Origin of the sequence: Streptococcus equinus ATCC 9812 (genome assembly GCF_000187265.1) — a bacterium.
Lineage (GTDB): Bacteria > Bacillota > Bacilli > Lactobacillales > Streptococcaceae > Streptococcus > Streptococcus equinus.
Window position 1 is genome coordinate 258,977 of record NZ_GL698429.1, and the last position, 25,428, is coordinate 284,404.

The following is a 25,428-nucleotide window of genomic DNA, read 5'->3' on the forward strand; positions in this document are numbered from 1 at the left end:
TGATTCTAAACTGTTTAGATTTCCTCTTCAACGAGTTTGTTTGAAGTTTGTGTTTTAGCGAGGTAAACGCCTGTCAACGTGATGATAATAGTGATAATAGATTGCAGGTTTAAATGTTTTTGGAAAATGACCCAAGCGTAAAGAGCTGCAACGACGGGTTGTGATAGAGTGATTAATGATGACAGACTAGCATTGACTTTTCCTAGGCAATAAGCGAGCAGTCCTTGTCCTAAAATCTGTGACACAAGAGCTAGTGCCAAAAGTGGCCAGAGTTCTTCAAAGTTTTTAGGCACGTAAAAACCTTCTGTAAAGGAGATAACAGCAGCCAATACGAGCAATGTTCCAAAAGCGCTGAGGAACATGATAACATTTGATTTGACCGTATCACGTAGCTTGTAAACGGTAATCATGAACATTGCGTAAAAGACTGAAGCACCTAGTCTCATTGAATCGCCAAGAAGGTCTCTCAGGTGACACAGTGACTTTATTTGCCATAACGACAAAAACGCCAAGCAAAGTAACAAGTCCACCTAAAAGAAATTTTGGTGTCATTTTTTCTTTGAACAGAAAATAACTGACTGGAATCACCGTAAATGGTGTTAGATTAACGAGCTAATTTGAATTTGCCACAGTTCTGTAAGAAAAAGAACTGTTCCAAAAAGTCAAATTCCCTGCTAGAAAAGCGCCTGCTAAAACGATAGTGACAACTTGTTTATAGCTGAGTGATTGCAAATCTGATTTCCTGATAAAAGGTAGTAGCATTGGGATAAAAAATAAAACTCGGTAAAAGCCAGTGTTGATTGGTGGCAATGGGCTGAGTTTTACAAAAATACCACCTGTTGCCAAAAAACAGATTGCTAAAAAGATTAGAAAGATGTATTTTGCTGAGTTACAGCGGTTGTTATTCATGTATTTTTTTACCTCGTGTAAAATTTTAAAGGATAAGTGGTATAATAAAAAGTACCAGTATTTAAAAATTTTTAGGTGCCACCTTGGAGGGAAAATGATTCATTTAGATAGAACCGCAGGTGCTAGCCCACTGTACCAGCAGATTTACCAGCAAATCAAGTCAGATATTTTGCAGGGCTATTTATCACCTGATGAGAAACTTTTAGGGACAAGAACGCTCGCTAAAATGCTTGAGGTCAGTCGAAATACGGTTGATAGAGCTTATGTGCAATTGACCTTGGAAGGATATATTGAAAGCCGTCAAAATGCAGGCTTTTATGTCTTGAAATTACCAAAATCGTTTAAATCAGAGAAAAAATTTAGCGAGCAAGTTCCGACGAATGAGGACTGTATTTCTGATGAAGAGATTATTTATGATTTGACAAATAGTAGCCATACCAGCAATTTATTTCCCAAAAAAGTGTGGAAAAAGCATTACTTAAATACGCTTGATGAGTTGGATGATGCTGAGAAGTTGTCGACACTTCAACCGTTTCAAGGTGAATATAAACTTAGAAAAGAGATAAGTCGTTATTTGGAACGTATTCGTGGCGTTAGGTGCCACCCAAGTCAGATTATTATCACGAGTGGTCTTCAGCAGTCGTTAGACTATCTTTGCCAGTTTTTAGGAAATACGCAAGAAAGTGTTTTGATGGAAGACCCAAGTTATCCCAAAGCGCGTGCAACTTTTAAGAAAAATCATTATCAAATTGTGACAGCTGAGGTCGATGACAAGGGATTAGATTTGACAAAGGTTGACAAAAATGTCGCAATCAAAATGATTTACACAACACCGTCGCATCAATTTCCGCTGGGGATGATTATGCCTATCTCGAGGCGTCAAGAGCTTTTAACGTTTGCAAAAGAAAGAAATTCATTTATTATCGAGGATGATTATGACAGTGAGCTCCGCTATTATCAAAGACCAATTCCAGCTCTGAAATCGATTGACTATCTTGATCGTGTGATTTACTTGGGGACTTTTTCAAAGATATTATCGCCATCTTTTCGTATGGGTTATATGGTTTTGCCAGAACAGTTTACGGAAAAATTCTTAGAAAAAGGGAAACTTTATAATAGTACCGTTAATCTTTTGAACCAAATTGCGCTTGCTAATATCTTATCAAGTGGTGATTATGACCGCTTAGTTCGTAAGATGAATCATGTTTTTAAGAAACGTTATGAAGCATTTAAACAGGAATTTCAAAAATTTAAAACACCGATAGAGTTGTCTTCAAACGTTAGTGGTCAGTATTTTTTGCTGCACTTATCAAATGGGATGCAACAAGATGAGTTGATTAAAAAAGCTGAAAGAGAAGGTGTTCGAGTTTATGACACTATGCAATTTTGGCAGGAAAAAGCAGCCTGCCCTCAGGAAAGTCTTTTTCTAGGTTTTAGTAAAATTGATTTGGAAGATATTCCAGATTGCGTTAGCCGCCTCAGAAGGGCATGGGAGAAGTAGTGAGCATATTAAGAGACGGTGGGGTAGGATTCTGATATACTAAGCCTAATGAAAATGAAGGAGCTTTTATATGAAGTATATCGTCAATAAGTCTCATAATCCTGCCTACAATATTGCGTTAGAAGCTTACGCTTTTCGTGAATTGTTAGCTGAAGATGAGCTTTTCATTCTTTGGATTAATGAGCCTGCGATTATCATTGGCAAACACCAAAATGCTATTGAAGAGATTAACAAAGCTTATACAGATGAGCATGGCATTCATGTAGTCCGTCGTTTGTCAGGTGGCGGTGCGGTTTACCATGACCTCAATAATTTGAATTACACAATTATTTCTAATAAATCACAAGAAGGTACCTTTGATTTTAAGACCTTTTCAAGACCTGTCATTGAAACCTTAGCTGATTTAGGGGTGACAGCGACTTTTACTGGTCGTAATGACCTTGAAATTGATGGCAAGAAGTTTTGTGGCAATGCACAAGCTTATTTCAAAGGACGGATGATGCACCATGGTTGTCTGTTATTTGACGTGGATATGACGGTGCTTGAAAATGCCCTGCAAGTTTCAAAGGATAAAATTGAATCAAAAGGTGTTAAATCAGTGCGTGCACGTGTGACCAATATCTTAGATGAATTGCCAGAAAAAATGGCTGTTGAAGCATTTTCAGAACAATTACTTAACAAAATAAAAGAACAATACCCTGACATGACGGAGTATGTTCTTTCTGAAGCTGATTTAGAAAACATTCAAAATCTAGCCGATAACCAATTTGCCACTTGGGATTGGACTTACGGACAATCACCAGAATATACCATTAAGCGTTCAGTTCGTTATCCAGCAGGAAAAATCACAACATATGCCAATATTGAAAAATCGGTTATCAAAGGAATTAAAATTTATGGAGATTTTTTTGGCATCAAAGATGTGGCTGAGGTCGAACAATCCTTAATTGGACTTCGATACGACTATCTTGACGTTCTAAAAAAACTCCAAACAATTGACACCACTAAATATTTCACCAATATAACTCCACAAGAAATCGCGGGAGCAATCGTGGAGTGAGGAATATATAAAACAAGTTAGCAAAAATTGCTAGCTTGTTTTGGTATATTCTCTAATTAAGTATCTTGTGATGAGTGTAGTCTTTATTTCCAAGTTGCATTTTCGTAGGAAATAGTGACAGGGTTATTGTCACTTACAAGATAAACATCAACGATAGTTGCTTTTTGACCTGCTGTTAAGCCATCAATAGATTGGGTTGAAACATTTGTAAATGTGTAATCCAAGGTTTTTCCTTCAGAATCTAAAACAGTCCATCCGCCTAAATCAATATAGTCTGAACTTGTATTCTCTACTACCGTTGTAACAACAAGTGCTTTTTTCCTTCGAATTTACTATACTCTTCCTCTGGGTACCCTTCTTTTAAGTCAATATTTTCATCTATAACAGGTTTCTGTATTGTCATTTTTAAACCTGCTGATTCATATCCAGTAACTTCCGTATCACTTTCAGTGAAGGTATAACTTTCATCAAAAGATAATTGATGAGATGTCTCTTTTTTACTAGAACTTGATTCTTTGATAATCTCAATAGAAGTTGAACTTGTTTCTTCGTCCGAGTTATTTGAACAAGCAACAAGTGCAGAGGCAGAATGAATAAATACCTATTGTAATAATGGTTAGAATTAGCCATTTAATCCAGTTTCCAAAAAGCTGGATTGCTTTTCCATCAAAGTATAAGCGCTGTCCGTCAATCACGGTATGCTTGACCTTCCAATTAATCATGATGCAGATACCCCATGGAGCGTAAATACTAAGTGTAAAAATAGTAATTAAGGTAGCTACAATACTATGTCCAATAAAGCTTAGCAAACCACCATCAAAATAACTTTCTTGTTTCATCAAAATTCCTTTATGTGAAATTCTAAACATTTTAATGTGAGCAAAACGATAACAGTTTAACATAATGATGTTTGACATGCAAGATAGAATAGCGTTTCATCAAAAAAAGAAGACCAACTTTTGTTAGTTGGTGTTTTTTTATGTGCTATAAAATGTTTTTATTTTTCGATTTTTGCTTGCATCAGCTTAAGAAAGAGTTTGGTACTTGGTGATTGAGTGCTTTGCTTTTTCCAGAGAATCTGAAGTGAATCGTGCTTTTGAGTCGCAAATGGAATAAATTTTAGTTCAGAATCAGTGTAGGAAGTGTTGATAATATCACCTAGACAAATCGCAATACCAAGTCCAGCTTTGACTAGAAGTGATGCATTGTAGAGAAGATTATAGGTTGCAACGATGTGATAATCGCCAAGTCCAGCTAGCTCTCGGAGGTCATTATTGGTTTGAGCAGAAGTGATTAGTGGATAGGACAAAATATCTGCTAATTCAACTTTATCAAACTTAGTCAACGGATGATTTTTGGTGACCAAGACTCCCCATTGGTCACGATTTTTAAGAGCAAGCGCATTGTATTTTCGGTTGTCAAAATCACCGATTGTGATGCCTAAATCGTAGACCCCTTTATTCAATTGCTCCAAAATGTCATCAGCGTTTCCGCTACGAATGTGAATACGAATCTCAGGGTACTGGTCTGTCATTTTTTTGATGACAGTTGCGACAATATCAAGTGAGTGAGTTTCGGCAGCACCAATGTAAATTTCTCCAGAAATCTCTTCTGATTTTCGGATATTATTTTCTGTTTTTTCGACCAAAGAAAGAATTTCGATGGCACGATTGTAGAGGTATTGCCCATCATCTGTCAATTGAATTTCACGACTGCCACGGTAAAAAAGTACAGTATCAAGTTCTTCTTCCAAATCTTTGATTTGGCGTGATAGTGTCGGTTGTGTCACGTGTAAGGTATTTGCAGCGTTTGAAATACTTTTCGTTTGTACAATGGTTACAAAATAATTAAGAACGCGAATATCCATATCTTTTTCCTATACATTTTAGCTATATTAATTATGTAATATAAGTATTTGCTATGTTTATTGTAGCGTGTTAGAGTATTTTTGTAAATTAAAAACAAAAAATCCTTGACCTGAAGTCGACTACAAGGTGTAGACTAAGTGCCGTTTCGGTCCTAGAAGGACTTTGAAAATGGAGGAATAAAAATGAAAATCATCAATCAAGAATTATTGACTGGTGAGCGTGCTTGTTTTAAAGCAGAACATACAAAAATCACTCAATCAGTTTTTGCGGACGGCGAATCACCTTTAAAAGAAAGCCGCAATATTATTTTAGAAAATGATATTTTCCGTTGGAAATACCCGCTTTGGTATTCAAAACATGTTACAGCTGAAAATGTTCAGCTACTTGATACTGCACGTTCTGGAATCTGGTATACGCATGATATTAAAATCAAAAATAGTGTCATTCAAGCTCCCAAGACTTTCCGTCGCAGCTCAGCTATTGCTTTAGAAAATGTTCAAATGCCAAATGCTTTAGAAAGTTTGTGGTCATGTGAAGAGGTTAGATTAACAAATGTTAATGTGACTGGTGACTATTTTGGCATGAATAGTAAGAATGTTAAGCTTGAAAATGTGACTATTACTGGTAATTATTGCTTTGATGGTGCTGAAAATGTGGAAGTCTCAAATAGTACTTTGCTATCCAAAGATGCTTTTTGGAACTGTAAGCACGTGGTTGTACGTGATTCGACAATCGTTGGCGAATACCTTGTGTGGAATACGAAGACATTACTTTTATCAATTGTACGATTGAAAGTAATCAAGGGCTTTGTTATATGAAGCATGTTACGCTTGATAATTGTAAATTAATCTATTCAGATTTGGTCTTTGAGTACGTTGAGGATTTGCAAGCAGACATCAAGTCAGACATTATCAGCGTTAAAAATCCAATTTCGGGTTCAATTGTAGCTGACAATATCGGTGAGATTATTTTTGATGACCCTAACATTAATAGCAATAAAACTAAGATTAGCTTGAGAAAGGCTGTGTGATACGTGAAAAAATATCATTTTGATAAAATTGTCAATCGTCGTAAAGTGAATTCCTATAAATGGGATGTTGGTGAGGATGAACTCCCGATGTGGGTTGCAGACATGGATTTTGACACAGCTCCAGAAATCAAATGTGCTATTCAGACACGTTTAAATCAGGGTGCTCTTGGTTACAATACCGTGCCGGATTCATTTTTTGAGTCTTATATTTCATGGTGGGAGCGTCGACATGGTTTCACGCTTCAAAAAGAGTGGCTGATGTTTTGTACAGGTGCTGTTCCAGCGATTTCATCAATTGTCCGCAAGATGACGAAAGAAAATGACAAAGTCTTGCTCATCACTCCAGTCTATAACATTTTTTACAATTCAATCTTGAACAACGGTCGTGAAGTTTTAGAGAGTCGCATGCTGTATGAGGATGGAAAGTACAGTATCGACTATGAGGATTTGGAAAATAAGCTAGCGCAAGATGAGACGACTTTGATGATTTTTTGCAATCCACACAATCCAACAGGTTATGTCTGGACAAAAGCTGAGCTCGAAAAAATTGGTCAACTTTGTCTAAAACATGATGTTCTTATCTTATCAGACGAAGTGCAGTGTGATTTGACACATCCAGGTAGTAAGTATACGCCTTTTGCATCAGTATCAGAGGCTATTTCAAATATCAGTATGACTTGTATGGCGCCGTCAAAAGCTTTTAATATCGCAGGACTGCAGACATCAGTGATTTCTGTGCCAAACGAAGCCCTTCGTAAACAAGTCAATCGTGGCATCAATACAGACGAAGTGGCAGAACCAAATTCATTTGCCATTCAAGCGACAGAAGCAGCTTTTAACGATTCTGAAGGTTGGTTAGATGAATTGAATCACTATTTGGCAACTAACCGCGCCTATCTAATTGAGCAAGTGAGTGAGACTTTCCCTGAAATTAAAATTGTTGAGGCAAAGGCGACTTACCTTGCTTGGCTTGACTGCTCTGCTATTTCATAAGATACAACAGAATTATGTGCTTTTATCCGCCACGAAACAGGCTTAATCTTATCAAGCGGTGAGATTTTTGGTGGCAATGGAAGAGCATTTATCAGATGGAACTATGCTTGCCCGCTTGAGCTATTAATTGATGTTGTGGAGTGTTTTAAAAAAGCAGTTAGAAAATATAGCGAGCAGTAAATGAAAAAATATCTAAGGATTTTGTTTATTGTGATGGCTGTGCTTTTATCAGCTTGCCAGCCAAGTCAGCAAAACCACATACACAAAAGGTTTCAGGTGAAAAAATGATTAAAGTAAGTGTAAATAATAAAACATTTAAACTTCTTTTGAATGATTTGACTGCCGCGCGTGAGTTTCGAGACAGTCTTCCTTTGACGTTAAAGATGAGTGATGTTAATGGTAATGAGAAATACGCCGTGTTAGATAGAAAGTTTACCTCAGATAATCATTGAGCTGGAGAAATCCACTCTGGTGATTTGAAATTATGGGCTGGTAATGGTTTGGTCTTGTTTTATGACGATTTTTCATCAAGCTATTCCCACACTGATTTAGGAAAAATAGTGGATGGTAGTGGACTTTCTGATAGTCTTGGACGTGGTAATATCTCGGTAACATTTGAAGAGGAGGATTAGCATGGCATTTGTAGTGACGGTTGCTGGCGAAAGCTTTGGGTTGATTTTAGAAAATAGTGCTAGCGCGAAAGCATTTGCCAAACTTTTGCCACTTGAGCTAGATATGGCTGATGTTAATGGCAATGAGAAATTTTATTTACTAGCTGACCACCTACCAAGTCACGAACGCTGTTCTTGTTTGATAAAAGCAGGTGATTTATTACTATGTCAGACGAATGAACTGACCTTTTTCTATGATGATTGCAAGACTTGTTTTAAATACATTTATCTAGGGCATATCAAAGACACGAGTAGCTTTAGCAAAGCAATGGCTGGAAAAAACGTTACTGTTGTTTTTGAAGAAAAGTAGGATAGTCTTGACCGCTTCGAGAAATTACTGCTTTTTTTGCTATAATGTTTGAAAAAAGAAATGATGGGATGGCAACCTATGACAAAAATGAGACGTCGTGACCGTGAAGTGACTGACTTGACAGAAATCAAAGCTATTGTTGAGAAAAATATGATTTTGCATTTAGGGCTTTTTGATGAGGAATTTCCTTACGTTGTCCCTTTGCATTATGGATATGAGTACCGTGAAGAAACTGACCAGTTTACTTTTTACACACACGGTGCGAGACAAGGGCATAAAATTGATTTAATCTACCAAAATCCCAATGTTTGTGTTCAGATTGAGGGAGAAGTGGTGCCTGATTACGACTATGACGTGCCTTGTAAATACGGTGCTTTTTTTAGTTCGTTTATCGGACGTGGAAAAGCAGAGCTTCTCGAAGATTCAGATCAAAAAGCCTACGCCCTTAATCTACTCATGCAGCACCAAGCTGGAAAAACATTTGAATTCACCGAAAAAATGACAAAACCAGTCGGCGTGATTAAGATTGTGATTGATCAATATTCCGCCAAAGCTAAGACAATGATGCCTAAAAAATAATAGAAAAACAACTAATCTAAAGTAGATTGGTTACTTTTTTTGTTAATAAAGATAGAAAATTAAAAAATTCACTTGACTTGGAGCTAACTCAATGGTGTACAGTAACAGATGATGTTAGAAAGAGGAGAAAACTATGGAAAGTGATGTAGTTGCAGCACAGCAAAACACGTATTTTTTAGTAATCGTGATATAGAAAAATTGTTCATTCCTTCGATTATTGAACAAGGTTTGGAATATCTGGTGGGCTTAATCGCCTCAATTTTGGTTTCAAAAGTTGGTGAAGCAGCAGTGTCAGGAGTATCCTTGGTTGAATTTCTTATGGCGCTCTTTATCAGTATCTTTGCTGCATTGGCAACGGGTGGTGGCATTGTTGCAGGTCAATACTTAGGTGACCGTGATAGTAAAAATGCTAATAAAGCTGTCAATCAGTTGGTCAAATTCACATTGTATTTTAGCTTAATGATCACTATTTTAATTTTTGTGATTAAGCCATTTATCTTAAGTCATTTATTTGGAACGATTACACCTGAGGTTCATTCGCAAGCAGATCGCTACTTTAATATCGTTGCTTTATCAACACCGTTTATTGCTCTTTATAATTCGGGTGCAGCGATTTTTAGAACCCTAAACAAATCACGCTTTCCGATGAATATTATGTTGGTCATGAATGGCTTGAATATTTTAATGGGGATTAGTTTGATTTATGGCCTTGGTTGGGGCGTTGAAGGAGTAGCTGTACCGATTCTTTTTTCACGTGTTGGCGCAATGATTTTAGTGCCTTGGTTTGCCTATCATCTAACGTCTGAATTGACTTTAGGAAATTTTTTGAAAGAAAAAGTTGACTGGAAAATGATTAAGAAGGTTCTTAGTGCAGAATATTACAAACGTAAAGTTAGCCGAATCATCCATATTACAAATGCTTGTCTTTCAGCTGCTGTTATAGCTTTAATGCCTTTGTTAATGAAATTATATAATCTATCAGCTGTCTTTCGTAGTGCGGGTGATACAAATTTTCCAATGGTCATCAGTATTTCTTCTATGCTTTTAGTTCGTGTAGTATGTGCCTACTTTTTTCTGTTAACCTTAGAATGGGGATGCTAGGAACTTGGGCGGCTATGTTTCTAGACTGGTTTGTTAAAGGAATTATTCATGAAATCCGTTACCATAAGGGGACATGGAAAAATTATAAGTTAGTGTAAGAAAAGATTTCCTCACTAGCTTGGTGGGGAATTTTTATTGGGAAACTATGCTTTTTAGGCATTGGATATATCAAATATAAGTATTTGTAATGGCCGGCATTCCTTGTTATGATAATGGTAGAAGTTAAGGAAAGGAAGTGTCGAATGCAGAAAACTTCAAACCGTTCATTGGTTTTACTGTTAACAATCGGTGTATTTGGGATTTTGAATACTGAAATGGGGATAACGGGTATCTTACCACATATTTCTGAGCATTATGGTATTTCACTAACTACAGCCAGTCTGTTGGTATCTGGATTTGCTTTAGTCGTGGCTATCGCAGGACCAACCATGCCCTTACTGTTTTCAAAGGTCAACCGAAGGTCTGTTATGCTTTTGGCTACCGGTGCTTTTGCTTTGAGCACTATCGTTTCAATTTTCGCACCAAACTTCACTGTTTTACTGATTGCGCGTGTTCTACCAGCAATTTTTCATCCTGTATATGTTTCTATGGCAATGACGGTTGCAGCTACATCGGTTCCTGAAAATGAATCGCAAAAAGCAGTTGCTCAAGTTTTTATGGGAGTTTCAGCTGGAACGCTGCTTGGAGTGCCAGTTTCTAATTTTTTAGCTAGCCAATTCTCGCTCAGCTTAGCCATGCTTTTTTTTGCTGTTATTAATTTACTTGTTTTTATCGGAACCATAGTTTTAGTGCCATCGATGCCAGTGACACGTGGCTTGTCTTATGGACAACAATTAAGTATTTTAAAACGAAAAACGATATGGATTTCTATTATAAGCGTTATTTTATTGAATGGAGCTGTGCTTGGTTTTAATTCCTATATGTCAGATTTCTTAGCGACTTTCTCACAAATCAACGTTAATTTAATCGCCTTGGTTTTGTTAAGTATTGGCTTGGCTAATATTATCGGTAATGCTCTGGCTGGAAAATTCTTAGACAAAAATGCTCATCAATTATTGATTAGTTTACCAATCGTCCTAATTATTAATCTAGCTTTGCTATTTTTCTTTGGAAATCAAGCACTAACAATGATGATTTTAGTTGTCATTTTTGGAATGTTTGGTGGACTTGCAGGAAATGTGAATCAATATATGATTTATAGCGTTGGTGATGATGCACCCGATTTTGCTAACGGCTTATTTTTAGCAGCTGCTAATCTTGGTGTGACTGTTGGGACATCGTTTACAGGTAAATTTATTGACATCGGAAATGGTAGTCAGTTTAGCATTTGGGGAAGTATCATAATGTTGTTATTTGCTTTTTTAACGATACAAATTCGACAGAAGTGGCTTTCAAACAAATAATTTTATTGAAATTTTGATAAATCATCTTGACTTAGAGCGGACTTCAAGGTGTAAAGTAACTACTAGAAAAAGATTTCAAAGCTTTTTGTCGACAAATTTTTTAAATTATTTTAGGTTAGTGTTACACTTTAAGTAACATCATAAACACATAATAAAAAGGAGAATAAGATGACTGAACAATTACATTTGGTACAAGAATGGGATAAAGTTTTCCCAAAAAGTGACAAAGTTGACCACAAAAAAGTGACTTTCCATAATCACTTTGGTATTACTTTAGCTGCTGATATGTATACGCCTAAGAATGCTTCAGGCAAATTGCCAGCACTTGCTGTATCAGGACCTTTTGGAGCTGTAAAGGAACAATCTTCAGGACTTTATGCGCAAGAAATGGCAGAGCGTGGTATCTTGACAATTGCTTTTGACCCGTCTTACACAGGAGAATCAGGCGGTACTCCACGTTATATGCAATCGCCAGACATTAATACCGAAGATTTCCAAGCAGCTGTTGATTATCTATCAACGCTTGAAAATGTTGATGCGGATAAAATTGGTATCATCGGTATTTGTGGTTGGGGAGGCATTGCCCTTAATGCAGCAGCGATTGACCCACGTATCAAAGTAACAGTAGCCTCAACTATGTATGACATGTCTCGAATTGCTGGAAATGGTTATTTTGATTCAGCTGATAATGAAGAAGCACGTTACCAAGCTCGTCTAGCTCTTGCAAATCAACGTACCAAAGATTATCAAAATGGTGATTACGCTCTAGCTGGTGGTGTGGTTGACCCTCTTCCAGAAGACGCACCGCAATTTGTCAAAGATTATTATGCTTATTACAAACAACCGCGTGGTTATCATGCACGTAGCCTTAATTCTAATAATGGTTGGGCAGTTCAATCAAATACAAGTTTCCTAAATACGCGTTTCCTTCACTATACTGATGAAATTCGTAATGCTGTGCTTGTCGTTCATGGTGACAAGGCTCACTCATATTATATGGGTAAAGATGCCTTTGAAAAATTGACTGGCGACAACAAGAAGATGATTTCTGTAGTAGGTGCAAGTCACTGTGACCTTTATGACCAAAAAGATATCATCCCATTTGATGACATTGAAAAATTCATCAACGAAAATCTATAATTAAGTTTATAGTATTCATAAATTAACTTTCTTTGCGAATATAAAAAAACTTCCGTCTGTTAAGGCGGAAGTTTTTGGTTTAACGAAGTAATTCTTGATAAAGAGCAACTTCATCTTCAGCAACGTTGAAAATAATTTTCTTAACGTATTTACTTTGTGCCAAGAAATTTTTGACTGTATTTACAGCGATTCTAGCAGCATCTTCGTTAACGAAATGTTTATCGTGATTTGTTGCTAGCGACGCTAGTGCTACAGACTCTAACTGATTTTTTTCAGCTAAGGTCAAGCAAGAAAGATAACTTTGTGCAAGTAAATCAGCATCAGATTCTGTCAAATGTTCATTGATAGCTGGTCCAACAGTGTGGAGAATGAATTTTGCTGGAAGATTATAACCAGGTGTGATTTTAGCACTACCTTCTGGTTCGTCATGTCCTTGATCCTTCATCAGATTGTAGCATTCCAAACGTAGTTGAACACCAGCGTAAGTATGAATCGTGTTGTCAGCACATTCGTGAAGAGGTTGGAAACAACCAAGCATTTGGTGGTTTGCCATATTGACAATAGCATCAACCTGAAGACGTGAAATATCTCCTTTCCACACATATAATCGATCATCTGTGGCGAGTGGTTGAATGTGATTTAAAAAGACAACAACGCGCTCAGCTTTTTTTAATTGAAGATAGTCATTTTGTATAATCAAAAAGCGTGTTGAAACAGCCATAGGCGGTCTAACATTGAGAAGAGCTCGCAAAAGTGCTTCTTGTCCAGGTAAATCTTCAGGCACATCGATAGCTTTGAATTGTGGATTTTCCATAATCAGGTAATCTAAAAGGAAGTTTACCATTTCTTTCTTAGTCATACGGACTCCTTACTAAATATATAAAATCGCTTACTCAGATTTTAGTATATCACCTTTTTAAGGAATTCGCATTAAGAAAAAGTAGACTTTCTTAGCCTATTTTTTGATAATCATCTCAATAACTTTAGCAAGTTTTTCTTCTTGAAGTTCAGGATCTTGTACAGGCTCCTCAATGACTTGATTGATTTTATTTGCAATCACAATTCCAATAGTACGATTGATGCTTGATCTGACAGCTGTAAGTTGAGTCACGATATCTATGCATTCTTGCTCTTCGTTAATCATTTTTTGAATGCCACGTAGCTGCCCTTCAGCACGTTTTAAACGATTGAGAATATCTTTTTTATCTGTTTTCATGAGGCCTCCTTTTTATATATTATACCGGTGGTAGGTATAGTTGTCAAACTTGAAACCTTTTCGTTGACAGAATAAAAGTCTCTATGATATCATTCTTTTATACCTATAGGGGTATTTTGAAAAAGAAAGAGAAGCTCATTTTTCTTAAAAAACTTTTTACTCAACCAGTGAGGACAATTACAACAACTGAGCTTGAGAACAAGATGCGAAACAAGTTTACTGTCTTATTAGATGTGCGAACAGCTCAAGAATACATGGGGGGCATATTAAGGGAGCACGACTTTTTTCATTTGATAGGATTTATACCTATGAGGGTAAAAAAGATAAGTCTATTTATCTTATCTGTCACTCTGGAGCACGCAGTAAGCGTGCCGCAAAAATCTTAAAAGCTAAGGGGTACGATGCTATTTCTGTTAAAGGTGGCATGTTAGCTTGGCACGGAAAAATTGTTGGAGGAAAATAGATGACTAAAATTCTTATTGTTGGTGGTGTCGCTGGGGGCATGTCAGCTGCGACACGTCTTCGCCGTTTGATGGAAGATGCTGAAATTATTGTTTTTGATAAAGGACCATACGTTTCATTTGCTAACTGTGGCTTACCTTTCCACGTTTCTGGAGAAATTGCAGAGCGTAGCAATTTACTAGTTCAGACACCTGAGCGATTGAAAGCACGCTTTAACATTGATGTACGTCCAGAATCAGACGTATTATCAGTTGATGCAGACAAGAAAGAAATCACAGTTCGTCATGGTGACAAAGACTATACAGAATCATATGATAAATTAATTCTATCACCAGGTGCTAAACCATTTGTTCCAGAGATGGAAGGATTAGACAGTGCAGATAATGTTTATGTGCTCCGTAATATTCCAGATTTGGATAAAATCATGGCTGCCTTGTCTGAAGTTCAATCTGGACGAGCAACAGTTATTGGTGCAGGGTTTATCGGTCTTGAAATGGCAGAAAGCTTAGCCAAAAAAGGTTTGAAAGTGACCATCGTTGAAAGGGCACCGCATGTCTTACCGCCACTTGATGAAGAAATGGCAGCTTTTGTTAAGCAAGAGTTGGAAGAAAATGGTATCAAAGTTTATACCAATCAATCTGCTAAAGCTTTCAAAGATAATGGCAAAACGATCATTTTAGAAGATGGTAGTGAGTTGGTATCTGACATTACGATTATGTCTGTCGGGGTTCAACCAGAATCAAGTTTAGCAAGAGAAGCCGGTCTTGAACTTGGTATGCGTGGTGGCATTTTAGTTAATCAAAATTATCAAACAAGTAATCCAGATATTTACGCAGTCGGTGATGCTATCATCGTCAAACAAGAAATAACAGGTCAGGATGCACTGATTTCTTTGGCGAGTCCAGCTAACCGTCAAGGTCGTCAAGTTGCTGATAATATCGCTGGCATAGCGCGTCAAAATAAAGGTAGTATTGGAACAGCTATCGTTCGAGTCTTTGATTTAGCAGCGGCTTCAACAGGGCTAAGTGAACGTATTGCTCGTCAGCATTTTGAAGATGTTGCTGTCGTTCATACGAATAACAAGGATCATGCGGGCTACTATCCAGGAGCAACTGATGTTGTTTTGAAATTAATTTTCAACAAGAAAACTGGAGCTATCTATGGAGCTCAAGCTGTGGGACAAAAAGGTGTCGACAAACGTATCGATGTTTTAGCCACTGCCATCAAAGCGGGCTTAACTGTAGCAGACCTTCCAGAACTAGAGTTCGCTTATGCGCCACCATTTGGAGCTGCTAAAGATCCAGTTAATATGGCAGGATATGCTGCACTTAATATCATTGAAGGTATTAGTGAGTCTGTCCAATGGTATGATTTGGCTGACGAATTAGCCAAAGCTAAACTCTTACTTGATGTGCGTACAAAAGCAGAAGTTGCTAGAGGCTATATCGCAAATGGTATTAACATACCACTTGACGAATTACGTGAGCGTCTATCTGAATTAGATTCTAGCAAAGAATATATCATCAGTTGTCACAGTGGTCTTCGTTCTTACATTGGAGAACGCATTTTGAAACAAAACGGTTTTAAAGTGAAGAATCTTGATGGTTCTTACCACCTCTATAGTACTGTAAAACCAGAGGATATTAAACATGATTAAAGAAATCTCAGCAACTCACCTACATGAAAAAATGAAGAGCGAAAGCTGTAATATTATTGATGTGCGTGAAAGAGTAGAATTCGTTACGGGGCATGTTCCGACAGCTGTTAACCTTCCTTTAAGTGAATTTGTATCTGGCTACCAAGTACTTGATAAAGATAAAACTTATCATATTATCTGTCAAAGTGGTGCACGTTCTGGACAGGCTTGCCTTTTTCTTGATGCACAAGGCTATAATGTCGTCAATATTGCTGGTGGTACTTCAGCGTGGCCAGGAGTATTAGAATACTAATTAAACATTTTCTAATTTTTTAGCAGGGTAAATTTACTCTGCTTTTATGTTATAATCATTTTATGATTGATAAGAATACTATTTTACAAGAAGCTGAAAAGCTTGTTTATGATAAATTGCATACGGATGCAAGCGGGCATGGCTGGTGGCATGCGGTTCGTGTGAGAAATACGGCGCGTGAGTTGGCGGAGAAAGAAGGAGCAGATAGTTTCATTTGTCAATTGACTGCTTTGGTGCATGACATGGCTGATGAAAAATTAAATGATAATCCAGAGCAAGCTTTAGCAGAATTGAAGAGTTGGTTGACTAATCAAGGCTTAGCTGCGAGCGATGTAAATCATATTATCCAAATCATCAATACCATGTCATTTAAGGGCGATGGCAGCAGTATACCAGAAACACTAGAAGGAAAAATTGTACAAGATGCTGACCGACTAGATGCTATTGGCGCAATTGGGATTGCCAGATGTATGGCATATTCAGGTAGCAAAGGTCGTCCAATTCATGACCCAGACATGAAAGCTCGTGAGCATTTAAGTTACGATGAATATCGTAACGGCAAGGATACAGCAATCATTCACTTCTATGAAAAATTGCTCAAACTTAAAGACTTGATGAATACTGATTATGCACGCAAAATGGCAGATCATCGCCACAAAGTTTTAGAAGAATTTTTACAAGAATTTTATGCAGAATGGGATGGCAAATTATAGTATTACAAATAAAAAAGAAAATGCTATAATTGAAAGACTAAATTGTGGAGGTTTGTTATATGACAATTAGACGTGCAAAAGAAGCAGATATTCCAAAACTTATAGACTTGTTAGAGCAAGTTCTTTTGGTGCACCACAAGGTGAGACCAGATTTATTTCAAGAAAAGGGAGTCAAATACACCGAGAGTGAATTAGCAGAGCTTATCGCTGATGATAGTCGTCCTATTTTTGTGTATGAGGATGAAAGCGGAACAGTTCTTGGTCATTTGTTTACTGTGATTGAAGAATCACATGCGCCAAAAGTTGCTCACAAAACGCTGTTTATTGATGATTTGTGTGTGGATGAGGCTGCGCGTGGGCAAAAAATTGGTGAACAACTTTACCGCTTTGCTCTTCAATATGCCAAAGAAATTGGCTGTTATAATCTCACATTAAACGTTTGGAGTGCTAATAAATCTGCTGTGCGTTTCTATGAACGTCAAGGTTTGACACCACAAGAAACCCGTATGGAACAAATTATTGATTAATAAAATGAGAAGTAAATGTGTAAAACGTTTACTTCTATTTTTTTGTCAAAAAATGCTTACGAAGAAAAATTTTTTATGGTAGACTGAATCCTGTTGACTGTAAACTGGAGTTGTTTGGAAAGAGTGCAAAACATCTATTTTAAGCACTATCCTAGCGGAGGACATCATGTTGTACGCCGACCTAGGTTGAGGGTTGATGAATAATTACATGAATGGAGATTGATAGAATGCCTCGTAATTTTAAAGAAGCAATGGTGTTTACATGTTTGATGTGTGGAATGATGGTTTTTGGAATGAGTATGTGGAACTTATTTGTTGCAGGAGCATTTTCATGGAAACACGTTTTTCTAGGATTCATTCCTGGGTTTATCGTTGCTTTCATTTTAGATACTCTAATTGTTGGACCAATCGCTAAAAAAATCGCATTTGGAATTTTGCCAAGCAGCTTAAAACATCAATTAGTTAAAATTCTTACTATCTCAGGATGCATGGTTCTTGGTATGGTAACTTGTATGTCATTTTACGGAATGGTCTTTAGTCATGGCTTGTCAGCTATTTCTCTTCCATTATATGGACGTACTTGGATTACAAATTTTGTTGTAGCATTGCCATATAATTTCTTAATCGTTGGACCAATTGCCCGTTTCTTCCTTGGAGAAATTCAAAAACAAGGTCTTTTGGCACCAGCGCCAGCACCTGCTGAAGTAACTGAATAATATGAAGAAAGTTGGAAGGTTTCTTCCAGCTTTTTTTGTACACATATGAAATTCTGTTGAAAATACTTTGGAAAGCAAGGCTTATTTACCTTGGTGGTTTGAAAAAGTAGTATAATGAGCTTAAGGACGTGTAACCGTTTTTAGAAATCGAGGAACAAGTTATGAGTAATCGAACAAATGAAAAAACTGTTCAACTTGACCTTGAAACTTACGCAGCTAACGACGTTTACAAAGCCGCTGCTACGCAAAGCTCAGGCCTAAGTCATAAACAAGTCAAAGAACGTCAAAAACAATATGGTCCGAATCGATTAAAAGAAGCTGAAAAAGAACCAGTCATTGTAACTTTTATTAGGAATTTTACAAGCCTTATGGCAATCCTTCTCTGGGTAGGAGGTGCTGTGGCGACTTTATCTCACAGTGTTGAACTTGGTCTTGCTATTTGGTTTGTCAATATCATCAATGGTATTTTTAGTTTTGTTCAAGAATACCGTGCGAGCCAAGCAACAGAAGCTCTTAGAAAAATGCTTCCTTCTTATGCACGTGTTATTCGTGATGGACAAGAAGAAAAAGTGCTTGCTGAAGAGTTGGTGCCTGGCGACCTTGTTTTGATTGAAGAAGGTGACCGTATCTCTGCAGATGGTCGTGTTATTTTTGCAACAGATTTGCAGGTCAATCAATCCGCCCTAACAGGTGAATCTAATCCTGTCTATAAAAATAGTGATGCTGACACAAATGCTCAAAAAACAGCTCTTGAATACGACAATATGGTCTTTGCAGGTACAACTGTTTCATCGGGTTCAGCCAAGATGATTGTCTCAGCAACTGGTATGGCAACCCAATTTGGACAAATCGCTCACTTGACAGAAAATATGGCTGATGATAAGAGCCCGCTTCAAAAAGAATTAGACCATTTGACCAAACAAATTTCAGTTATTGCAATTACTGTTGGGATTATTTTCTTTATCGCAGCGACACTTTTTGTTCACCAACCATTTGCAAAAGCCTTTATTTTCGCACTTGGTATGATCGTCGCCTTTATCCCAGAAGGATTGCTTCCGACAGTTACTCTTTCTTTGGCAATGGCTGTGCAACGCATGGCAAAATCAAACGCCTTGGTTAAAAAATTATCATCCGTTGAAACTTTGGGAGCAACTTCGGTTATTTGTTCGGATAAGACAGGAACATTGACCCAAAATGCCATGACGGTTAATCACCTCTGGCAAGTATCTGGTCAGTATGATGTGACAGGACTAGGCTATGCTGCTGAAGGAGATATCTACAAAAGTGTTGGTAAGAAAGCTGCGCTTATCGAAAGTCAACCGCTTGAACACCTTGTCCGCTTTGCTCACCTCTGCAGTAATGCACAAGTTTTGCCACCTAATGACGAAAATGCTTCGTACACTGTCCTTGGTGACCCGACTGAAGCTTGCTTGAATGTCTTGGCTGAAAAAGCAGGTCTAACCCTTGAGAAAAATAAATCTTGGGGACCACGTTTGAAAGAATTGCCTTTTGATTCTGTGCGCAAGCGCATGACAACTATCAATCGAGTAGACAGTCTAGTTGACGGCAACTCTTTGGTGTCAATCACTAAAGGTGCACCAAAAGAAATGGTAGAGCTCTGCCATTTCTACAAAGACCAAACTGGCATTCATGAAATGACGGCTGATGTCCAATCACGTATCTTAGCAGCAAATGATGCATTTGCCAAAGATGGTTTGCGAGTTTTGGCACTTGCTTACCGAACTTTGGAAAGCGATCGATTGACTCAAGAGGAGCAATGGACACAAGATATTCTTGAAAAGAATATGATTTTTCTTGGTTTGATTGCCATGAGTGACCCACCTCGTGAAGGTGTGCGTGAGGCAGTCGAAAAATGTCACCGTGCAAGTATTCGCATTATCATGGTGACAGGAGATTATGGCTTAACGGCACTTAGCATTGCGAAGAAAATTGGTATTGTGCATGGCGATGATGCCCGCGTGGTGACTGGATTAGAGTTGGAAAACATGTCAGATGATCAACTTAAAGATGCTCTCAAAGGTGAGATTGTTTTTGCGCGTGTAGCACCTGAACAAAAATACCGAGTTGTGTCAGCTTTGCAAGAATTAGGCGAAGTTGTCGCTGTGACGGGAGACGGAGTCAACGATGCTCCTGCTCTTAAAAAAGCAGATATTGGTGTCGCTATGGGGATTACAGGTACAGATGTCGCAAAAGAATCTGCTGATATGATTTTAGCTGATGATCATTTTGCATCGATTGTTGAAGCAGTTGAAGAAGGTCGTGCAGTTTACCATAACATCAAGAAATTCTTGACTTACATTTTCAACTCAAACACCCCAGAAGCAGTACCGTCAGCCTTCTTCCTATTATCACGTGGCTTTGTGCCCCTTCCTTTGACGGTCATGCAAATTTTAGCAGTCGATTTGGGGACTGACATGATTCCTGCTCTTGGTTTGGGGGTTGAACCGCCTGAACCAGGTGTGATGAATCGACCACCTCGCAAACTGACTGACCGTTTACTTGATAAAAAATTACTTATTAAAGCTTTTCTTTGGTATGGTTTGATTGAGTCAGCTCTTGCTATGGGTGCGTTCTTCATTACTTACCTTTTGCATAATGGAAATTTGGCTGTGCTTGCAAGTTCTGGTCAATTGTACCAAGAAGCAACAACCATGACTTTGGGTGCCATTATTTTCTGCCAAATTGGTATGGTTATGAACAGCAGAACCTCTGACCAATCCATTCGTAAGTTGCAATTATTTGGAAATCCTTTGATTAATATCGGTTTAGTTGTTGAGTTGATTATCTATGTGATTCTGGTATATGTGCCTGTTTTTCATGATTTGTTTAACACAGCAAGCCTTGGTGTTTGGCACTGGCTTTACCTTATGCTCTGCCCATTTGTCATCGTAGGACTTGAAGAATGGCGTAAGAGACTTATGCGAAAATAAGCTTACTTTGGGTGTCTGTCTTTTCCTTGACACTTTCTGAAAATCTCTGTAAAATTCAAAAGAGTTAGGGGAGAATTATGGCGACAATTAATGACTATTTAGATTACAACAAAAATCGTTCTTTTGAAGAATTTGCCTTTAATGAAGCGGATATTCTGTGTTTGAATGAGCTTGGTTATTTCTGTTTTGAAGAGTTAGATGCATCGATTGATTTTTCAAAAGAAGTGGATCTTCACGAGGTCTTAATGCCTTACGTAACAGGTGAAAAAGTCTTTAATCCCAGTTTTTTGGTGACAAAAGCCCGAGTAGATTTGCTAAAAAGTGTTGTCACTTCACAGCGTTTTAAAAATCTTGTGCTATCAGATTATATCAACGATGTTGATTCAGAGTACGAAAGACAATTTTCAGCAATGGTCTTTCGTTTGCCTGAACTTAATCATCATCAGATTGTTTTTCGTGGGACAGATGATACTTTGATTGGCTGGAAAGAGGACTTCAAACTGACCTACGTCCGAGAGATTCCTGCTCATCGAGCAGCGGTAGCCTATCTTGAATCTTATCTTGAAAAATATGCTGGCAAAGTGACCGTCAGCGGTCATTCTAAAGGTGGTAATTTAGCGCTTTATGCGGTAGCACATGTTAATGACTTGCTTCGACCTCAGGTAGAAAAAGTTTATATGCTTGATGCGCCGGGTTTACAAGAAAAAGGGCTTGATAGTGAGGGATATAAGGCTGTTCGCAAGCGCGTGACAGTTATTCGACCAGAAGAATCTATCGTCGGTATTATGCTCTATAATGACATTACTCCGATAGTTGTGAAGAGTAATGCCACAGGTATCATGCAACATGCTATGACCTCGTGGCAGCTTAATGAAGAAACTGGTGAGCTTATTTTAGCGGAATGTCAGACAGCTTTAAGTCAGAACCTTGAGAAGACTTTCAAACAATGGATGGCAGAGTTGTCTAGTCAGGAATTAAAAGTACTTTTTGATACTCTTTTTGATACCCTGATGTCAAGTGGTATTAATAGCATTAATGACGTGACCATTGATAGAAAATTTGCTACAAAATTAGCCAAAAGCATCGCCTCATTCTACTCAGTCGGGACAGAAAAGAAAATGCTCCTTGCAAAATCCGCAAAGCTTTTCGTTGAAGCATTTGTCGGACACAGTAAGTTTGGCAATTTTGGAAAAGATAGTATTCCTTTTAGCTTACCAGACTTTAATAGTTTGCTAGCTAATTTGAATAATAGAAAATCAAAATAAAACTTGAGATTTTTCTCAAGTTTTTTTCTTGACTTAGAGTTAACTTCAAGGTATATACTGAAGTAAAGTTAGAAAGGAGATGACCTATGAATATCAAAAAAGTCAGTGAACAGGCTGGGGTTTCTGCAGATACGATTCGCTACTATGAACGGATTGGCTTGCTGCCGCGTGTACGTCGAAATAAATCAGGCATCCGCGATTTTTCTGAACAAGACATTGCAACACTTGAGTTTATTCGCTGTTTCAGACGAGCTGGAATGAGTGTTGAATCCTTGATTGAGTACATGAATTTGGTTGAACAAGGTGAAGGTACTGAAGAAGCTCGCATGCACCTCTTGCAAGAACAACGTGATAAACTAGATGCTCGTATTGAGGAATTACTAGCAACTAGAAATCGCATGGATTATAAGATTAAAAATTATCAAAATAAACTATTGAAAAAAGAAGATAGTCTTTTTGAGGGTCGAAAATAGCAAGAAAGAGGAAGTTATGGCTTCCTTATTCTTATTATCTGACATATGTCTAAAAAGCATAATGCTGTATTTGAAATGAGTATTTGTTATTTTACTTAAGCAGGATTACAATAGCCTTAGAAAGAATTCTTGGTGTTGAAAGGAGTCAAAAATGACAATTAAACAAAGTGCAGGTCGTGACCAATTGGGTGAATTTGCCCCTGATTTTGCGCACTTTAACGATGATATTCTTTTTGGTGAAAACTGGAACAATGCTGACATTGATGTCAAAACTCGTTGTATTATCACGGTTGTTGCCCTTATGTCACAAGGCATCACAGACAGCTCACTTGTGTATCATTTGCAAAATGCCCAAGCTAACGGTGTTAGCAAAGAAGAAATTTCAGCTATCGTGACACACGTAGCATTTTACGCAGGATGGCCAAAAGCTTGGGCAGTATTTAACCTTGCAAAAGATGTTTGGAGCGAAGATTAAGCATACGAAAGAAAGGATAGAAGATGGTAGATAAAGAACTTTTTGATAAAGAAAATGTATTCGGTCAAGGTCAGCCAAATGATGCTTTTGCCCAATATTTTGATGGGCAATCATTCCTAAATCCTCTTGTCGGATCAGATTCAACACTATTTTTAGCAAATGTGACTTTTGAACCTGGTTGTCGTAATCATTGGCACGTTCATAATGCTAGCAAAGGTGGCGGTCAAATTTTGATTTGTACAGCTGGTCAAGGTTGGTATCAAGAAGAAGGCAAAGAAGCAGTTAGTCTTGAACCAGGTAAAGTTATTGTGATTCCAGCAAATGTCAAACACTGGCACGGTGCTAAGAAAGATTCATGGTTTAGCCACATCTCAGTAGAAGTGCCAGGTGAAAATACTTCAAATACTTGGCTAGAAGCAGTCAGCGAAGCTGACTACAACGCACTTTAAGTCATTATTATTGTCATATATTTAAACAAAATTAATCTCTCATTCATTAGATACCCAGTACAAATCTGGGTATTTTTTGTGTCGTGACAATTTTATTTTGCCGTGTTAAACTAGAAACTATGACGCAAGAAAAACATATTAGGCTAGTTAAGGCTGGGCCATTTCTTAATCTTTTTAAAAAAGATGCTCAGTATGCAACTCCGATTTTTAGAATAGACCAGAAACGAAAAAATTTACAATTTGTTATTGTTTTTAAATTGGATGAGTCGGCTGATTTTTACGTGCTTAATCGCTCGGAAAAAGGTTATAGCAAGGAATTAAAACGTATTAGGATATTTACAAAATCACAGCTTTATAATGCGATGGCAAAAGTCCCCATCAAAGCGCGTGAGACGATTCAGATTTTGCAAGTGCCAAGTGATAAAAAGCAGCTGAAAGATTCCATCACTTATTATGACAATGCAAGCATAGACTGGTTGAGTTACGGTAAGACAGTAGCTCTTGATGATGTCTACAATCCTTTTCGTGATGCGCACTCATCGCTTTTTCACACAGATAGCACTGACAGTGCAGTATCTTATGATGATTATCAAGGGATTCAAGACTTTCATCCTTTTTCTGTTTTGGACAATCATGCGCAAGCTCTGTCATGTTGTTATCAAGACCCAATAAGGCAGAAGATTGTTTCGTTGCAACTGATGGGCTGGTATTTTCTTGGACAACAGTTGAAAATCAGTTGGAAACCCGACAATCAGCACAATGCACGTTGGCGCTCATCGGTTGTGGCGATTGACCGAAAGACTCGCCGTTATTTCTTTCAAGGAAATATTTATCAAGAAAAAGGAACTGACCCCGTCTTTTTAGAGAATCTTTCATTTGATTGTGATTCGAAAAATAGCAGAGCAGCAAAAGCAGAATTTGACAGATTTATTCAAGAGATAAAAGAACAAGAGCGCGTGGCTTTGTTAAAGCTGCGCTGACAATCAAAGAGGTTTTTGAGTCCTCTTTTTATTTGTGCTATAATATTTTCTGACTGAAAACAATATTAGAAAGTATGAAAATGACAGATATTGACATTGAACGTTATCATGAACTAGCTCAACAAAAACAAAAAGAACACCGCAAATTTTTAGCAACACTCAAAAAAAAAGCTCCTAAAAATCTTGATAAAATTACTCAAGAAATTCACACAGAAGTTTTTAACGAGATTGATTGCACAAAATGTGCTAACTGTTGCAAAAGCTTAGGTCCTCTGTTTACAGAAGCAGATATTACACGCATTTCAAAAGTTTTTCGTATGAAACTTGGCGTATTTGAAGACATGTACCTTCGTGTCGATGAAGACGGCGACAAAGTCTTTCAATCAATGCCTTGTCCATTTTTAGGCGATGACAACCTTTGTACCATTTACGACGTCCGACCAAAAGCATGCCGTGAATTTCCACACACAGACCGCAAAAAAATCTATCAAATTAATAACCTAACCATCAAAAACACCCTTTTCTGCCCCGCAGCCTACCTCTTTGTCGAAAAACTCAAAGAACGATTGGAAGGGAAATAGAGAAGTTGCCTCCCCTCATTTTGAGGGGAGGTTTTTCTATCCCTTGCTGCGCTTGCGTTTTCGTGAAAGCGGTAAAATTTGTAATCAAATAAATGTACTTTGCATG

27 protein-coding genes and 3 pseudogenes are annotated in these 25,428 nt (G+C 37.7%); 23 read left to right on the forward strand and 7 right to left on the reverse strand.

From position 1 onward, the window contains the following. Positions 1–14: 14 nt before the first annotated feature. Together HMPREF0819_RS09210 and HMPREF0819_RS09215 are read right to left on the reverse strand one after the other, a co-directional pair. Positions 15–446 (reverse strand): DMT family transporter, encoded by a 432-nt coding sequence (locus tag HMPREF0819_RS09210; RefSeq protein WP_004231215.1) that lies wholly within the window; start codon positions 444–446, stop codon positions 15–17. Between the two features lie 166 nt (positions 447–612). Continuing rightward, positions 613–846 carry a hypothetical protein gene (locus tag HMPREF0819_RS09215; protein ID WP_237393034.1) on the reverse strand — a complete coding sequence of 78 codons (234 nt, stop codon included), beginning with the start codon at positions 844–846 and terminating at the stop codon, positions 613–615. A 157-nt stretch (positions 847–1,003) separates the two neighbouring features. Between HMPREF0819_RS09215 and pdxR the strand changes: the two genes are divergently transcribed. Together pdxR and lplA are read left to right on the forward strand one after the other, a co-directional pair. Further along, positions 1,004–2,410 (forward strand): MocR-like pyridoxine biosynthesis transcription factor PdxR, encoded by a 1,407-nt coding sequence (gene pdxR / locus HMPREF0819_RS01185; protein WP_044023255.1) that lies wholly within the window; start codon positions 1,004–1,006, stop codon positions 2,408–2,410. A gap of 70 nt (positions 2,411–2,480) precedes the next feature. Beyond that, positions 2,481–3,470 (forward strand): lipoate--protein ligase, encoded by a 990-nt coding sequence (gene lplA / locus HMPREF0819_RS01190; protein WP_004231220.1) that lies wholly within the window; start codon positions 2,481–2,483, stop codon positions 3,468–3,470. Positions 3,471–3,553: 83 nt separating this feature from the next. On the opposite strand, the gene HMPREF0819_RS09220 is transcribed toward lplA, so the two are convergent. The 3 genes from HMPREF0819_RS09220 to HMPREF0819_RS01205 all read right to left on the reverse strand — a co-directional run bounded on the left by HMPREF0819_RS09220 (position 3,554) and on the right by HMPREF0819_RS01205 (position 5,337). Then, entirely contained in the window at positions 3,554–3,694 is a 141-nt protein-coding gene (locus HMPREF0819_RS09220; protein ID WP_004231222.1) for a hypothetical protein, read from the reverse strand. Positions 3,695–4,027: 333 nt separating this feature from the next. Beyond that, positions 4,028–4,309, reverse strand: a complete 282-nt coding sequence (locus HMPREF0819_RS01200; protein ID WP_044023256.1) for a DUF898 family protein — start codon at positions 4,307–4,309, stop codon at positions 4,028–4,030. Between the two features lie 158 nt (positions 4,310–4,467). Continuing rightward, complete coding sequence (locus tag HMPREF0819_RS01205; protein WP_004231226.1) at positions 4,468–5,337, reverse strand: LysR family transcriptional regulator; 870 nt, start codon at positions 5,335–5,337, stop codon at positions 4,468–4,470. Between the two features lie 183 nt (positions 5,338–5,520). Here HMPREF0819_RS01205 and HMPREF0819_RS01210 point away from each other — a divergent pair. The 8 genes and pseudogenes from HMPREF0819_RS01210 (at position 5,521) to HMPREF0819_RS01245 (ending at position 12,565) form a co-directional block, all read left to right on the forward strand. After that, positions 5,521–6,368, forward strand: a pseudogene (locus HMPREF0819_RS01210) (DUF3737 family protein). Positions 6,369–6,371: 3 nt separating this feature from the next. Further along, a pseudogene (locus HMPREF0819_RS01215) lies at positions 6,372–7,541 on the forward strand (MalY/PatB family protein). 104 nt (positions 7,542–7,645) lie between these two features. Further along, positions 7,646–7,993, forward strand: a pseudogene (locus HMPREF0819_RS01220) (cyclophilin-like fold protein). A 1-nt stretch (position 7,994) separates the two neighbouring features. Then, positions 7,995–8,342: a cyclophilin-like fold protein gene (locus HMPREF0819_RS01225; RefSeq protein ID WP_004231239.1), complete on the forward strand. Its 348-nt coding sequence runs from the start codon at positions 7,995–7,997 to the stop codon at positions 8,340–8,342. Between the two features lie 78 nt (positions 8,343–8,420). After that, positions 8,421–8,921 carry a pyridoxamine 5'-phosphate oxidase family protein gene (locus HMPREF0819_RS01230; protein ID WP_336495110.1) on the forward strand — a complete coding sequence of 167 codons (501 nt, stop codon included), beginning with the start codon at positions 8,421–8,423 and terminating at the stop codon, positions 8,919–8,921. 198 nt (positions 8,922–9,119) lie between these two features. Continuing rightward, positions 9,120–10,022: an MATE family efflux transporter gene (locus HMPREF0819_RS01235; protein WP_004231243.1), complete on the forward strand. Its 903-nt coding sequence runs from the start codon at positions 9,120–9,122 to the stop codon at positions 10,020–10,022. Positions 10,023–10,264: 242 nt separating this feature from the next. Then, the gene (locus HMPREF0819_RS01240) at positions 10,265–11,425 is read left to right on the forward strand and encodes an MFS transporter (RefSeq protein ID WP_044023257.1); all 1,161 of its coding nucleotides are present in this window, start codon (positions 10,265–10,267) and stop codon (positions 11,423–11,425) included. Between the two features lie 168 nt (positions 11,426–11,593). Next, positions 11,594–12,565, forward strand: coding sequence for an alpha/beta hydrolase (locus HMPREF0819_RS01245; RefSeq protein ID WP_004231248.1), 972 nt, complete (start codon positions 11,594–11,596; stop codon positions 12,563–12,565). Between the two features lie 79 nt (positions 12,566–12,644). Here the strand turns inward: HMPREF0819_RS01245 and HMPREF0819_RS01250 are convergent, their stop codons facing one another. Further along, the gene (locus HMPREF0819_RS01250; protein ID WP_004231250.1) at positions 12,645–13,424 is read right to left on the reverse strand and encodes a protein-ADP-ribose hydrolase; all 780 of its coding nucleotides are present in this window, start codon (positions 13,422–13,424) and stop codon (positions 12,645–12,647) included. A 96-nt stretch (positions 13,425–13,520) separates the two neighbouring features. Beyond that, positions 13,521–13,781, reverse strand: a complete 261-nt coding sequence (locus HMPREF0819_RS01255; RefSeq protein WP_004231253.1) for a metal-sensing transcriptional repressor — start codon at positions 13,779–13,781, stop codon at positions 13,521–13,523. A 298-nt stretch (positions 13,782–14,079) separates the two neighbouring features. Here HMPREF0819_RS01255 and HMPREF0819_RS09530 point away from each other — a divergent pair, with 298 nt between their 5' ends. The 13 genes from HMPREF0819_RS09530 to HMPREF0819_RS01320 all read left to right on the forward strand — a co-directional run bounded on the left by HMPREF0819_RS09530 (position 14,080) and on the right by HMPREF0819_RS01320 (position 25,322). Then, positions 14,080–14,244 carry a rhodanese-like domain-containing protein gene (locus tag HMPREF0819_RS09530; protein WP_413081340.1) on the forward strand — a complete coding sequence of 55 codons (165 nt, stop codon included), beginning with the start codon at positions 14,080–14,082 and terminating at the stop codon, positions 14,242–14,244. After that, positions 14,245–15,900 carry an FAD-dependent oxidoreductase gene (locus tag HMPREF0819_RS01265; RefSeq protein WP_004231257.1) on the forward strand — a complete coding sequence of 552 codons (1,656 nt, stop codon included), beginning with the start codon at positions 14,245–14,247 and terminating at the stop codon, positions 15,898–15,900. Beyond that, a complete protein-coding gene (locus HMPREF0819_RS01270; protein ID WP_004231259.1) occupies positions 15,893–16,192 on the forward strand; it encodes a rhodanese-like domain-containing protein in 300 nt (99 codons plus the stop codon). The genes HMPREF0819_RS01265 and HMPREF0819_RS01270 overlap by 8 nt, the downstream gene beginning before the upstream one ends. Positions 16,193–16,254: 62 nt before the next feature. Then, the gene (locus HMPREF0819_RS01275) at positions 16,255–16,905 is read left to right on the forward strand and encodes an HD domain-containing protein (protein ID WP_004231261.1); all 651 of its coding nucleotides are present in this window, start codon (positions 16,255–16,257) and stop codon (positions 16,903–16,905) included. 59 nt (positions 16,906–16,964) lie between these two features. Beyond that, the gene (locus HMPREF0819_RS01280; protein ID WP_004231262.1) at positions 16,965–17,432 is read left to right on the forward strand and encodes a GNAT family N-acetyltransferase; all 468 of its coding nucleotides are present in this window, start codon (positions 16,965–16,967) and stop codon (positions 17,430–17,432) included. A 227-nt stretch (positions 17,433–17,659) separates the two neighbouring features. Continuing rightward, entirely contained in the window at positions 17,660–18,148 is a 489-nt protein-coding gene (locus HMPREF0819_RS01285) for a DUF2798 domain-containing protein (protein ID WP_044023258.1), read from the forward strand. A 161-nt stretch (positions 18,149–18,309) separates the two neighbouring features. Then, the gene (locus HMPREF0819_RS01290) at positions 18,310–21,099 is read left to right on the forward strand and encodes a cation-translocating P-type ATPase (protein ID WP_004231268.1); all 2,790 of its coding nucleotides are present in this window, start codon (positions 18,310–18,312) and stop codon (positions 21,097–21,099) included. Positions 21,100–21,176: 77 nt separating this feature from the next. Then, complete coding sequence (locus tag HMPREF0819_RS01295) at positions 21,177–22,364, forward strand: Mbeg1-like protein (RefSeq protein WP_004231270.1); 1,188 nt, start codon at positions 21,177–21,179, stop codon at positions 22,362–22,364. Positions 22,365–22,450: 86 nt separating this feature from the next. Next, positions 22,451–22,837: a stress response transcriptional regulator NmlR gene (gene nmlR / locus HMPREF0819_RS01300; protein WP_004231272.1), complete on the forward strand. Its 387-nt coding sequence runs from the start codon at positions 22,451–22,453 to the stop codon at positions 22,835–22,837. A gap of 151 nt (positions 22,838–22,988) precedes the next feature. After that, complete coding sequence (locus HMPREF0819_RS01305; RefSeq protein ID WP_004231274.1) at positions 22,989–23,312, forward strand: carboxymuconolactone decarboxylase family protein; 324 nt, start codon at positions 22,989–22,991, stop codon at positions 23,310–23,312. Between the two features lie 23 nt (positions 23,313–23,335). Further along, positions 23,336–23,761 carry a cupin domain-containing protein gene (locus HMPREF0819_RS01310; protein ID WP_004231276.1) on the forward strand — a complete coding sequence of 142 codons (426 nt, stop codon included), beginning with the start codon at positions 23,336–23,338 and terminating at the stop codon, positions 23,759–23,761. 119 nt (positions 23,762–23,880) lie between these two features. Beyond that, the gene (locus tag HMPREF0819_RS01315; RefSeq protein ID WP_004231278.1) at positions 23,881–24,741 is read left to right on the forward strand and encodes a hypothetical protein; all 861 of its coding nucleotides are present in this window, start codon (positions 23,881–23,883) and stop codon (positions 24,739–24,741) included. 80 nt (positions 24,742–24,821) lie between these two features. After that, positions 24,822–25,322 (forward strand): YkgJ family cysteine cluster protein, encoded by a 501-nt coding sequence (locus HMPREF0819_RS01320; RefSeq protein WP_021142109.1) that lies wholly within the window; start codon positions 24,822–24,824, stop codon positions 25,320–25,322. Positions 25,323–25,428: the final 106 nt, after the last annotated feature.

Excerpts from the sequence above, each read along its gene's own strand:
- HMPREF0819_RS09210 (WP_004231215.1), bottom strand. The coding sequence starts at position 446 with ATGAGACTAGGTGCTTCAGTCTTTTACGCAATGTTCATGATTACCGTT.
- pdxR (WP_044023255.1), top strand. The coding sequence starts at position 1,004 with ATGATTCATTTAGATAGAACCGCAGGTGCTAGCCCACTGTACCAGCAG.
- lplA (WP_004231220.1), top strand. The coding sequence starts at position 2,481 with ATGAAGTATATCGTCAATAAGTCTCATAATCCTGCCTACAATATTGCG.
- HMPREF0819_RS01200 (WP_044023256.1), bottom strand. The coding sequence starts at position 4,309 with ATGAAACAAGAAAGTTATTTTGATGGTGGTTTGCTAAGCTTTATTGGA.
- HMPREF0819_RS01205 (WP_004231226.1), bottom strand. The coding sequence starts at position 5,337 with ATGGATATTCGCGTTCTTAATTATTTTGTAACCATTGTACAAACGAAA.
- HMPREF0819_RS01225 (WP_004231239.1), top strand. The coding sequence starts at position 7,995 with ATGGCATTTGTAGTGACGGTTGCTGGCGAAAGCTTTGGGTTGATTTTA.
- HMPREF0819_RS01230 (WP_336495110.1), top strand. The coding sequence starts at position 8,421 with ATGACAAAAATGAGACGTCGTGACCGTGAAGTGACTGACTTGACAGAA.
- HMPREF0819_RS01240 (WP_044023257.1), top strand. The coding sequence starts at position 10,265 with ATGCAGAAAACTTCAAACCGTTCATTGGTTTTACTGTTAACAATCGGT.
- HMPREF0819_RS01245 (WP_004231248.1), top strand. The coding sequence starts at position 11,594 with ATGACTGAACAATTACATTTGGTACAAGAATGGGATAAAGTTTTCCCA.
- HMPREF0819_RS01250 (WP_004231250.1), bottom strand. The coding sequence starts at position 13,424 with ATGACTAAGAAAGAAATGGTAAACTTCCTTTTAGATTACCTGATTATG.
- HMPREF0819_RS01255 (WP_004231253.1), bottom strand. The coding sequence starts at position 13,781 with ATGAAAACAGATAAAAAAGATATTCTCAATCGTTTAAAACGTGCTGAA.
- HMPREF0819_RS01265 (WP_004231257.1), top strand. The coding sequence starts at position 14,245 with ATGACTAAAATTCTTATTGTTGGTGGTGTCGCTGGGGGCATGTCAGCT.
- HMPREF0819_RS01270 (WP_004231259.1), top strand. The coding sequence starts at position 15,893 with ATGATTAAAGAAATCTCAGCAACTCACCTACATGAAAAAATGAAGAGC.
- HMPREF0819_RS01275 (WP_004231261.1), top strand. The coding sequence starts at position 16,255 with ATGATTGATAAGAATACTATTTTACAAGAAGCTGAAAAGCTTGTTTAT.
- HMPREF0819_RS01280 (WP_004231262.1), top strand. The coding sequence starts at position 16,965 with ATGACAATTAGACGTGCAAAAGAAGCAGATATTCCAAAACTTATAGAC.
- HMPREF0819_RS01285 (WP_044023258.1), top strand. The coding sequence starts at position 17,660 with ATGCCTCGTAATTTTAAAGAAGCAATGGTGTTTACATGTTTGATGTGT.
- HMPREF0819_RS01290 (WP_004231268.1), top strand. The coding sequence starts at position 18,310 with ATGAGTAATCGAACAAATGAAAAAACTGTTCAACTTGACCTTGAAACT.
- HMPREF0819_RS01295 (WP_004231270.1), top strand. The coding sequence starts at position 21,177 with ATGGCGACAATTAATGACTATTTAGATTACAACAAAAATCGTTCTTTT.
- nmlR (WP_004231272.1), top strand. The coding sequence starts at position 22,451 with ATGAATATCAAAAAAGTCAGTGAACAGGCTGGGGTTTCTGCAGATACG.
- HMPREF0819_RS01305 (WP_004231274.1), top strand. The coding sequence starts at position 22,989 with ATGACAATTAAACAAAGTGCAGGTCGTGACCAATTGGGTGAATTTGCC.
- HMPREF0819_RS01310 (WP_004231276.1), top strand. The coding sequence starts at position 23,336 with ATGGTAGATAAAGAACTTTTTGATAAAGAAAATGTATTCGGTCAAGGT.
- HMPREF0819_RS01315 (WP_004231278.1), top strand. The coding sequence starts at position 23,881 with ATGACGCAAGAAAAACATATTAGGCTAGTTAAGGCTGGGCCATTTCTT.
- HMPREF0819_RS01320 (WP_021142109.1), top strand. The coding sequence starts at position 24,822 with ATGACAGATATTGACATTGAACGTTATCATGAACTAGCTCAACAAAAA.